At 58.7% G+C, this 10204-nt stretch carries 10 protein-coding genes; 8 read left to right on the top strand and 2 right to left on the bottom strand.

Features of this window, described 5'->3' with window-relative positions; all coding sequences use genetic code 11:
• Positions 1–104: 104 nt before the first annotated feature.
• Both ACEN83_RS30815 and ACEN83_RS30810 read right to left on the bottom strand, forming a co-directional pair.
• On the bottom strand, positions 105–1325 hold the full coding sequence (locus ACEN83_RS30815; protein WP_495579174.1) for a CaiB/BaiF CoA transferase family protein: 1221 nt from the start codon (positions 1323–1325) through the stop codon (positions 105–107).
• Positions 1326–1338: 13 nt separating this feature from the next.
• The gene (locus ACEN83_RS30810) at positions 1339–2520 is read right to left on the bottom strand and encodes an acyl-CoA dehydrogenase (protein WP_007969743.1); all 1182 of its coding nucleotides are present in this window, start codon (positions 2518–2520) and stop codon (positions 1339–1341) included.
• Positions 2521–2677: 157 nt separating this feature from the next.
• Here ACEN83_RS30810 and ACEN83_RS30805 point away from each other — a divergent pair, with 157 nt between their 5' ends.
• The 8 genes from ACEN83_RS30805 (at position 2678) to ACEN83_RS30770 (ending at position 10103) form a co-directional block, all read left to right on the top strand.
• Positions 2678–3577 (top strand): LysR family transcriptional regulator, encoded by a 900-nt coding sequence (locus ACEN83_RS30805; protein WP_495579173.1) that lies wholly within the window; start codon positions 2678–2680, stop codon positions 3575–3577.
• Positions 3578–4012: 435 nt separating this feature from the next.
• On the top strand, positions 4013–5134 hold the full coding sequence (locus ACEN83_RS30800; RefSeq protein ID WP_116579887.1) for a Re/Si-specific NAD(P)(+) transhydrogenase subunit alpha: 1122 nt from the start codon (positions 4013–4015) through the stop codon (positions 5132–5134).
• Positions 5135–5145: 11 nt separating this feature from the next.
• The gene (locus tag ACEN83_RS30795; RefSeq protein ID WP_053152987.1) at positions 5146–5496 is read left to right on the top strand and encodes an NAD(P) transhydrogenase subunit alpha part 2; all 351 of its coding nucleotides are present in this window, start codon (positions 5146–5148) and stop codon (positions 5494–5496) included.
• Entirely contained in the window at positions 5493–6926 is a 1434-nt protein-coding gene (locus ACEN83_RS30790) for an NAD(P)(+) transhydrogenase (Re/Si-specific) subunit beta (RefSeq protein ID WP_007969748.1), read from the top strand. The genes ACEN83_RS30795 and ACEN83_RS30790 overlap by 4 nt, the downstream gene beginning before the upstream one ends.
• Before the next feature lie 213 nt (positions 6927–7139).
• The gene (gene scpC / locus ACEN83_RS30785) at positions 7140–8633 is read left to right on the top strand and encodes a succinyl-CoA:acetate CoA-transferase ScpC (RefSeq protein WP_095967831.1); all 1494 of its coding nucleotides are present in this window, start codon (positions 7140–7142) and stop codon (positions 8631–8633) included.
• 320 nt (positions 8634–8953) lie between these two features.
• Positions 8954–9169 carry a DUF1127 domain-containing protein gene (locus ACEN83_RS30780; protein WP_007969750.1) on the top strand — a complete coding sequence of 72 codons (216 nt, stop codon included), beginning with the start codon at positions 8954–8956 and terminating at the stop codon, positions 9167–9169.
• A 258-nt stretch (positions 9170–9427) separates the two neighbouring features.
• On the top strand, positions 9428–9637 hold the full coding sequence (locus ACEN83_RS30775) for a DUF1127 domain-containing protein (RefSeq protein WP_116579896.1): 210 nt from the start codon (positions 9428–9430) through the stop codon (positions 9635–9637).
• Between the two features lie 145 nt (positions 9638–9782).
• Positions 9783–10103, top strand: a complete 321-nt coding sequence (locus tag ACEN83_RS30770; protein WP_095967832.1) for a DUF2388 domain-containing protein — start codon at positions 9783–9785, stop codon at positions 10101–10103.
• The last annotated feature ends 101 nt before the right edge of the window (positions 10104–10204 follow it).

Here is a 10204-nt window from a genome sequence, read left to right as displayed (position 1 = left end):
GCACTGATTTTCCTTTCTATCAATAACTTGCAGAAAGCGCCAAAACGCCAGATTTGAAGGCTATATAGAGAAGCAAAAACGCTTCCCTATATAGAAGAGAGCAATCAGAGCACGCCAGACGCCTTGAGCGCAGACACCGCTCCAGCATCCAGCCCCAGGACCCGATGCAATACCTCCTGCGTATGCTCACCCAGCAGAGGTGGCGCAAACCGGTACTCCACCGGGGTTTCGGACAGACGAATAGGGCTCGCCACCTGAGGCACCATTCCCGCCAGCGCGTGCGGCAGCTCGATGGCCAAGCCGCGCGCCTTGACCTGAGGATCGGCAAACATCTGCGCCAGGTCATTGATAGGCCCGCATGGCACGCCCGCCTGCTCCAGCTGCGCCACCCATTCAGCGGTGGTCTTGAACACCGTTGCCTGGCGGATCAGCGGAATCAGCACCGCACGGTTCGCCACCCGCAGCTTGTTGGTGGCAAAACGCGGATCGTCCGCCCACTGCGGCTGCCCGGCCACTTCCGCGAACTTGCGGAACTGCCCGTCGTTCCCGACGGTAAGGATGAAATCGCCATCCGCCGTAGGAAAATCCTGATAGGGCACAATGTTCGGATGAGCATTACCCAAACGTTTAGGCGCATTGCCTGTCGTCAGGTAGTTCATGGCCTGGTTGGCCAGGCAGGCCACCTGCACGTCCAGCAGCGCCATGTCGATATGCTGCCCCCCGCCGTCGTGATCCCGATGCGCCAGCGCAGCCAGGATCGCCACAGTCGAATATAGCCCGGTCAGGATGTCCGTCAGCGCCACACCAACCTTCACCGGCCCAGCGCCCTCTTCGCCTTCAGGTCGCCCCGTGAGGCTCATGAGACCGCCCAGCCCCTGGATCATGAAGTCATAACCCGCACGCTTGGCGTAAGGACCGGTCTGGCCAAACCCGGTGATCGAGCAATAGATCAGGTCCGGATTGATCGCCTTCAGCGATTCATAGTCCAGGCCATAGGCCGCCAGACCACCAACCTTGAAGTTTTCGATCAGGATGTCCGACTTCGCCGCCAGCTCACGCACCAGCTTCTGCCCTTCGGGGCGAGTGAAGTCGATGGTGACCGATTGCTTGTTGCGATTGGCCGACAGGTAATAGGCGGCCTCGCTGGTGTTTTCCCCATAAGCGTCTTTAAGGAAGGGTGGCCCCCAGGCGCGCGTGTCATCACCGTTACCGGGGCGCTCGACCTTGATCACTTCGGCGCCGAGGTCGGCCAGGATCTGCCCGGACCAAGGTCCGGCCAGCACCCGCGATAAATCCAGTACCCGTAGATGCGATAGCGCGCCCATGGACGTCCTCCTGTTAATAGAACGCCTGGATGCCGGTTTGTGCACGACCGAGGATCAGCGCGTGGACGTCATGAGTACCTTCATAGGTATTCACCACTTCCAGGTTCACCAGGTGGCGAGCAACGCCGAACTCATCGGAGATGCCATTGCCACCCAACATATCGCGAGCCATGCGCGCGATGTCCAGGGACTTGCCGCAAGAGTTGCGCTTCATCATCGAAGTGATTTCGACTGCTGCAGTGCCTTCATCTTTCATACGACCCAGACGCAGGCAGCCTTGCAGCGCCATGGTGATTTCGGTCTGCATGTCGGCCAGTTTCTTCTGGATCAACTGAGTGGCTGCCAATGGACGGCCGAACTGTTGACGATCCAGGGTGTACTGGCGAGCGGTGTGCCAGCAGAACTCGGCCGCACCCAGTGCGCCCCAGGAGATGCCGTACCGTGCCGAGTTGAGGCAGGTGAAAGGACCTTTCAGGCCACGGACATCCGGGAAGATGTTCTCTTCCGGCACGAACACGTTGTCCATGACGATTTCACCGGTGATCGATGCCCGCAGGCCAACCTTGCCGTGAATCGCCGGAGCGCTCAGGCCTTTCCAGCCTTTCTCCAGAACAAAGCCGCGGATGTCGCCGGCATCGTCCTTGCCCCAGACCACGAACACATCGGCAATCGGGCTGTTGGTGATCCACATCTTGCTGCCAGTGAGGCTGTAGCCGCCTTCCACTTTGCGTGCACGAGTGATCATCGCGCCCGGGTCGGAACCGTGGTTAGGCTCGGTCAGGCCGAAGCAGCCGATCCACTCGCCCGAGGCCAGTTTCGGCAGGTACTTCTGCTTCTGCGCTTCGGTACCGAACTCATTGATCGGCACCATCACCAGCGAGGACTGAACGCTCATCATCGAGCGATAACCGGAGTCGATACGCTCGACTTCACGGGCGATCAGTCCATAGCTGACGTAGTTCAGGCCGCTGCCACCGTACTGCTCCGGGATGGTTGCACCCAACAGACCCACTTCGCCCATTTCGCGGAAGATCGCCGGATCGGTTTTCTCATGGCGGAAAGCTTCAAGAATGCGCGGCGCCAGGCTCTGCTGCGCGAACTGCGCAGCCGTGTCGCGAATCATGCGTTCTTCTTCAGTGAGCTGTTGATCCAGCAGCAGGGGATCGATCCAGTTGAAGCTAGCTTTACCGCCCATGAGTGTGTCCTCTCGAATCGGGTCAAATAACGTGGAGTGATCCTAGGCCTGGATCGACGCTACGGCAAACGAGGATTTCGCATACTGTTGTGCTAATTTCTCACTCCGAAACGTCGCAAAAGAGCTTTTATGCGATGCATTAGTGAGGTTGACGTACATGCGCAGGAAGATACCCAGCACCACCGCCCTGATCAGCTTCGAGGCCGCGGCGCGCCATGAAAGCTTCACCAAGGCCGCCCAGGAGCTTTCGCTGACCCAGGGGGCGATTTGCCGACAGATCGCCAGCCTTGAAGAGTTCCTCAGCGTAGAACTGTTCCGACGTTCGCGGCGTGGAGTGAAGCTGACGGAGGCTGGGCTTTCCTACAGCCGCCGGGTCGCCACTCAACTGGATGCGGTTGAGCGCGACACCTTGTCCGTGATGGGCCAGCAGGGCACCAACGTAATCGAATTGGCCGTGGTCCCGACCTTCGGTACCCAATGGCTGCTGCCACGACTCAAGGACTTCCAGCACAAGCACCCGGAAGTGACGGTCAACCTGACCAACCGCACACGCCCATTCCTGTTCGCCGACACTGATTTCGATGCCGCGATCTACTTCGGCGACGCGGATTGGTCGGGTACGGAATCCCACAGGCTGATGGGTGAAAATCCGATGCCCGTTTGCAGCCCCAACCTGCTCACAAACAAGACCAGCCTTACGCCCGGCGAAATCGCCGATTTGCCCCTGCTGCAACAAACCACCCGTCCTTATGCCTGGCGCCAGTGGTTCGATTCCCAACACCTGAATGTCCCGCGAGACATGACAGGCCCCCGCTACGAGCTATTCTCCATGCTCGCCCAGGCGGCCATGCATGACATGGGCATTGCCCTGATTCCGCCGTTCCTGATTCAAAGGGAGTTGAAAGAAAAACGCCTGGTGATCGCCAACCCGCAAGCACTGTCCAGCATCAAGGCTTATTACCTGATGATTCCTGAGCGAAAGGTCGAATCCGCCTCTTTAAGGGCATTTCGTGACTGGCTGGTAAACCAGGCGCACAGCTACAGCCTAGAGGAGTAAAGGCTCCCCCACGTTACTTGACCCCGTAGTCAGCAAAATAAAAGCCCTACAGATATACGGATTTGTCGCATAACAGCAAACTGTATCGAGAAGTCGTACAAACGTCCCACAAGCGCCTGATCATGCGGCTTTGCGCCACTATTTCGAGGCGATGCCGCATCATTCATACGGCCGATGTATAAATTCTTCAATTTCGACCAGAATCCTTGTAAAGCACGGTCTGCAAGGGATCGAGCCGGTTGGTTGCGACATTCGGTCACGGGGTGACTTGTAGTTAATTTTCCGTCACCCGTCATAATCCCTTGAAGGGCACAAAGTTCGCCTGCAAAATGCCGCGCCCCGCCCTGATTTGGCGGGATCGTGCTGATCGGCCGCCCCAGCCGCACCATCCGTAGTGCATGGGTTTACTCAATAAGATCACGCAGGAGATTTGACGTGCACATTGGTGTTCCTCTCGAAACCCAGACCGGTGAAACACGGGTTGCTGCAACCCCGGAAACCATCAAGAAGCTGATCAGCCAGGGTCATAAGGTCACTGTACAAAGCGGCGCCGGCGTTAATGCCAGTGTTGTCGACAGTGCCTATGAAGCGGCAGGCGCAACCATTGGCAGCGCCAATGATGCGTTTGGAGCAGAGCTGATTTTGAAGGTGGTCGCCCCCAGCGACAGCGAGCTGGCGCTGATTAAAAGCGGCACCGTTGTGGTGGGTATGCTCAATCCGTTCAACAACGAAACCATCGCCAAGATGGCCGAGTGCGGCATTACCGCCTTCGCCCTGGAGGCTGCGCCACGTACCTCCCGCGCCCAAAGCCTGGATGTGCTGTCGTCGCAAGCCAACATTGCCGGTTACAAGGCTGTCTTGCTGGCCGCTCACCATTACCCTCGTTTCATGCCGATGTTGATGACGGCTGCGGGCACCGTGAAAGCGGCGCGCGTGCTGATCCTGGGTGCCGGCGTGGCCGGATTGCAGGCCATTGCTACGGCAAAACGCCTGGGTGCCGTGATCGAAGCCTCCGACGTGCGTCCTGCGGTGAAAGAGCAGATCGAATCCCTCGGCGCGAAATTCGTCGACGTGCCTTACGAGACCGACGAAGAGCGTGAATGCGCCGTTGGTGTCGGTGGTTACGCCCGGCCGATGCCGGCCAGCTGGATGCAGCGTCAGGCCGCAGCCGTGCACGAGCGCGCCAAACAAGCTGACATCGTCATCACCACAGCACTGATTCCCGGCCGCAAGGCACCGACGCTGCTCAGCGTAGAAACCGTGGCACAGATGAAACCGGGCTCGGTGGTCATCGACCTCGCGGCCGCCCAGGGCGGTAACTGCCCGCTGACGGTGGCCGATCAGGTGGTCGTCGAAAATGGCGTGACCATCGTTGGCCCGACCAACCTGGCGGGCGCAGTGGCGGCCGATGCTTCGGCGCTGTACGCACGCAACCTGCTGGACTTCATGAAACTGTTGTTCGATAAAGAAGGACAACTGGTGATCAACCTTGAAGACGATATCGTCGCCGCGTGCCTGATGTGCCGCGACGGCCAGATCGTGCGCAAGAACGGCTGAGGATAAAAACAATGGAAGACATGCTGATCTCTCACGGTATCTACAACCTGATCATCTTCGTGCTGGCCATCTATGTCGGCTACCACGTGGTCTGGAACGTTACACCTGCACTGCACACGCCTCTGATGGCTGTCACCAACGCCATCTCGGCCATCGTGATCGTCGGCGCCATGCTCGCCGCCGCCCTCACTGTGACCCCGCTGGGCAAGACCATGGGCACCCTGGCCGTGGCCCTGGCCGCGGTCAACGTATTTGGTGGCTTCCTGGTCACCCGGCGCATGCTGGAAATGTTCAAGAAGAAAGCGGCCAAAGCTCCGGCTGCCAAGGCCGAAGCAGTCAAGGCTGAGGTGCAGCAAGCATGAGCATGAACCTGGTTACGTCCCTGTATTTGATCGCCTCGGTCTGCTTTATCCAGGCGCTCAAGGGCCTTTCGCACCCCACCACGTCGCGTCGCGGCAATCTGTTCGGCATGCTCGGCATGGGCCTGGCGATCCTCACCACGGTCGGCCTGATCTACAAGCTCGGTGCCGAGCTGGCCCATGACGGTATCGTCTACGTGATCGTCGGCCTGCTGATCGGCGGCACTGCCGGTTCGATCATGGCCAAACGCGTTGAAATGACCAAGATGCCCGAGCTGGTCGCCTTCATGCACAGCATGATCGGCCTGGCCGCGGTGTTCATCGCCATTGCGGCGGTCGTCGAGCCGCAGTCGCTGGGCATCGTTGCGCAACTGGGTGACGCGATCCCGGCCGGTAACCGCCTGGAACTGTTCCTCGGTGCCGCAATTGGTGCGATCACCTTCTCCGGTTCGGTAATTGCCTTCGGCAAGCTGTCGGGCAAGTACAAGTTCCGCCTGTTCCAGGGCGCACCGGTACAGTTCACCGGTCAACACAAACTGAACCTGCTGCTGGGCGTGGCTACCCTGGGCCTGGGCATCACCTTCATGTTGACCGGCGACCTCAGCGCCTTCGCCTTGATGCTGGCCCTGGCCTTCATCATGGGCGTGCTGATCATCATCCCGATCGGTGGCGCGGACATGCCAGTGGTCGTGTCGATGCTCAACAGCTACTCCGGCTGGGCAGCCGCAGGTATCGGCTTCTCGCTGAACAACTCGATGCTGATCATCGCGGGTTCGCTGGTAGGTTCGTCCGGTGCGATCCTCTCGTACATCATGTGCAAGGCGATGAACCGCTCCTTCTTTAATGTACTGCTCGGCGGTTTCGGCAATACAGCCGATGCAGGTCCGGCAGGCGCCAAGGAAGCCCGTCCGGTGAAATCCGGTTCGGCTGACGACGCGACTTTCCTGCTGACCAACGCCGACACCGTGATCATCGTTCCGGGCTATGGTCTGGCGGTAGCACGGGCGCAGCACGCGTTGAAGGAACTGACCGAGAAGCTGACCCATCGCGGCGTGACCGTGAAGTACGCGATCCACCCGGTTGCCGGTCGCATGCCGGGCCATATGAACGTGTTGCTGGCCGAGGCCGAAGTGCCTTACGACCAGGTGTTCGAGATGGAAGACATCAACTCCGAGTTCGGTCAGGCCGACGTGGTGCTGGTGTTGGGCGCCAACGACGTGGTCAACCCGGCCGCGAAGAACGATCCGAAATCGCCGATTGCCGGCATGCCGATCCTCGAGGCGTTCAAGGCCAAGACCATCATCGTCAACAAGCGTTCGATGGCCAGCGGCTATGCCGGCCTGGACAACGAACTGTTCTACCTGGACAAAACCATGATGGTGTTCGGTGACGCCAAAAAGGTCATCGAAGACATGGTAAAAGCCGTCGACTAAACCTCTGCGGCACACAGAACGCCCCGACTCGTCGGGGCGTTTTTGTTTGCGCAAATCGTCGGACAAACTATTCTTTTATTACCGATCCGGTAACGGTGTTTTGCTTGAAAGGCCCGGAATAGACGCCTCGATTGCGACCTTGGTAGCGGGACAGAAGTCGACGCAATTCACTAGACTGCACGTCCTGCTACCTGTTGCCCGAGATAACAATCCATGTACCGTGACCGTATTCGCCTGCCTTCGTTGTTGGACAAAGTGATGAGCGCTGCCGACGCTGCCGCTCTGATTGAGGACGGCATGACCGTCGGCATGAGTGGCTTCACTCGCGCTGGCGAAGCCAAGGCCGTTCCTCAGGCGCTGGCCGAGCGCGCCAAGGTCACGCCGCTGAAGATCAGCCTCATGACTGGCGCCAGCCTGGGCAACGACCTCGATAAGCAGTTGACCGAAGCTGGCGTACTGTCGCGACGCATGCCGTTTCAGGTCGACAGCACCCTGCGCAAGGCGATCAACGCCGGTGAAGTCATGTTCATCGACCAGCACTTGTCGGAAACCGTGGAGCAATTGCGCAACCAGCAATTGAAACTGCCGGACATTGCCGTGATTGAAGCCGTTGCGATCACCGAACAAGGGCATATCGTGCCAACCACCTCGGTAGGCAACTCGGCCAGCTTCGCGATTTTCGCCAAGCACGTGATCGTCGAGATCAACATGGCGCACAATCCGAACCTCGAAGGCCTGCACGACATCTATATCCCGACCTATCGCCCGACCCGCACTCCGATTCCATTGGTCAGAGTCGACGACCGCATTGGCAGCACCGCCATCCCGATTCCGGCGGAAAAAATCGTCGCCATCGTGGTCACCAATCAGGCTGACTCACCCTCCACGGTGCTGGCGCCAGACGCCGAAACCCAAGCCATTGCCGACCACCTGATCGACTTCTTCAAACAGGAAGTGGCCGCCGGACGCATGACCAACAAGCTCGGTCCGCTACAAGCCGGTATCGGCACTATCGCCAACTCGGTGATGTGTGGCCTGATCGACTCGCCGTTCGAAGACCTGACGATGTATTCCGAGGTGCTGCAGGACTCGACTTTCGACCTGATCGACGCCGGTAAGCTGAGCTTTGCTTCGGGTAGCTCGATCACCCTGTCGAGCCGGCGCAACGCCGATGTGTTCGGCAACCTGGAGCGCTATAAGGACAAACTCGTCCTGCGCCCGCAGGAAATCTCCAACCACCCTGAAGTCGTGCGCCGCCTCGGCATCATCGGCATCAACACGGCGCTGGAGTTCGACATCTACGGCAACGTCAACTCCACCCACGTCTGCGGCACCCGGATGATGAACGGCATCGGCGGCTCGGGCGATTTTGCGCGCAACGCGCACCTGTCCGTGTTCGTGACCAAGTCGATCGCCAAGGGCGGTGCGATCTCCAGTGTGGTGCCGATGGTCAGCCATGTTGACCACACCGAACATGACGTCGACATCCTCGTGACCGAAGTGGGCCTGGCGGACTTGCGAGGCCTGGCGCCCCGGGAGCGTGCGCGGGTCATCATCGACAAGTGCGTACACCCGGATTACCGCCAGGCGCTGAATGATTACTTCACTGCAGCGTGCGCCATCGGCGGACACACCCCGCACATCCTGCGTGACGCACTCAGTTGGCACATAAACCTGGAAGAAACCGGGCACATGCTGAAGAAGTAATTGCTACAGATAGCAGCTGGCGCAAACACAGTTTCGCCAGCATGCGCTTGCCGCCCTCGCAATATGAAAAAAACTGTACTGCTGTACTGGTCATTTCCTACGGAAAATTCTTACCTCACCGGGGTAAAACAGCATTTTTGCACTCAAACAGTGCAGACAGGTACAGTTGCCTCAATTTCGACCAGTACACCCCCTATAAACAGTTAACTGAGCTCTCACAATACAGATGAACTGTATCTACAGAGACTAGGCAAACAAGAGGATCATGGGCACCAGTTAAACCACTACCTAATCCCGCCACAAGCGGAAGGATGACCACCATGGAACGTACACTCAGTTCCGATCTGTTTTTCGAAGACACTGCTGCAAAAACCCAGGCTTCCCTGCCTCTGCGCGTTATCGCCAACCTGATGTTGTGGCAGCGCCGCATTACCAGCCGCCATCAACTGGCTCGCCTGGATTCGCGTCTGCTGGCTGACGCCGGGATTAGCGAAGCACAACGCTACGAAGAGCTGAGCAAGCCGTTCTGGCGCTAAGTTAGCGTCGCTGGCTCTGACCTTAAGGTCCACCGCCAGCAACCCGAATTGAAAAAACAAAACCCGTCGTGGGCAACCACGACGGGTTTTGTCGTTTTGGCCCGGCAAACCCGGTCTTACAGAAGACTATCCTGACAACCAGTACAGTTTTCAAAAACAACAAACTGCATGAGTACAATTTAGCCTCTGTGTGTCTGTAGTGACTATTCGGCGGGTGTCAGCATGGAGCTCTCCACTTATCAGGACAGGGACCGTGCCATGAAGAACGTACAGGATTTTTCCATTCCATCGGTTCAATCGAGACCTTGCCAGCAGAGGCTTCGAGGGCTGCTCAAAGGGCTCTGCGCCAGCCTGGAAAGGGCGAGAACGCGACGTTTGCTGGCTCAACTCGATGATCGCCAGCTAGCGGATCTGGGTATCAGCCACGCCGACCGCAGCAATGAATTGGATAAACCGTTCTGGCGCTGACTTCCTGCGTGCAGGGCCGGGACTGTTCGAACCGACACAGACAGGCCTAATATCACTTCAGAACGTGGCGAACGCCGAGTGCCTGGCGTCTGACTTTGCAGACACTGCGCCATATTTCAAATGGTCTACCAAAAGGAGTTACCCCATGTCCCGTCTTCGCCTGCTTAGCGCCGCGGCCCTGTTTGCCGTGGCTGCCAGTGCCCAAGCCACCAGCTTCATCGTGACCACGGATGCTGTGGTCAACGCGCTCAAGGCCACTTCCGATGCGACCACCAACATCGTTTCGTCGTCGTTCAAGGATGACAAGATCGTCCTCGCCGCCCGTGACGACGCCGCCAGCTTCGTCGCCAGCGAAGGCTCCATCCGCGGTGTGAAGCTGGAAAGCGCCCTCGATCACATTCGCCATAAGGCGCCACAACTGAGTGCAACAGACGCACAACTGGCGCAGGCGATCCTGACGATCTAAACGGCGGTACAGACATGGGGCACGTCCGGCGTGCCCCAATGTTTCGGCGCTGGCTCTAGACCGGCCCTTGCGCTAGCCTTGGGACTCACTTTCAACTGTCG

It is taken from the genome of Pseudomonas sp. Pseusp49 (assembly GCF_059491875.1).
Note: the sequence above shows the minus strand (reverse complement) of the source record. Positions and strands in the feature narration are given on the sequence as shown.

Excerpts from the sequence above, each read along its gene's own strand:
- ACEN83_RS30815 (WP_495579174.1), bottom strand. The coding sequence starts at position 1,325 with ATGGGCGCGCTATCGCATCTACGGGTACTGGATTTATCGCGGGTGCTG.
- ACEN83_RS30810 (WP_007969743.1), bottom strand. The coding sequence starts at position 2,520 with ATGGGCGGTAAAGCTAGCTTCAACTGGATCGATCCCCTGCTGCTGGAT.
- ACEN83_RS30805 (WP_495579173.1), top strand. The coding sequence starts at position 2,678 with ATGCGCAGGAAGATACCCAGCACCACCGCCCTGATCAGCTTCGAGGCC.
- ACEN83_RS30795 (WP_053152987.1), top strand. The coding sequence starts at position 5,146 with ATGGAAGACATGCTGATCTCTCACGGTATCTACAACCTGATCATCTTC.
- ACEN83_RS30790 (WP_007969748.1), top strand. The coding sequence starts at position 5,493 with ATGAGCATGAACCTGGTTACGTCCCTGTATTTGATCGCCTCGGTCTGC.
- scpC (WP_095967831.1), top strand. The coding sequence starts at position 7,140 with ATGTACCGTGACCGTATTCGCCTGCCTTCGTTGTTGGACAAAGTGATG.
- ACEN83_RS30780 (WP_007969750.1), top strand. The coding sequence starts at position 8,954 with ATGGAACGTACACTCAGTTCCGATCTGTTTTTCGAAGACACTGCTGCA.
- ACEN83_RS30775 (WP_116579896.1), top strand. The coding sequence starts at position 9,428 with ATGAAGAACGTACAGGATTTTTCCATTCCATCGGTTCAATCGAGACCT.
- ACEN83_RS30770 (WP_095967832.1), top strand. The coding sequence starts at position 9,783 with ATGTCCCGTCTTCGCCTGCTTAGCGCCGCGGCCCTGTTTGCCGTGGCT.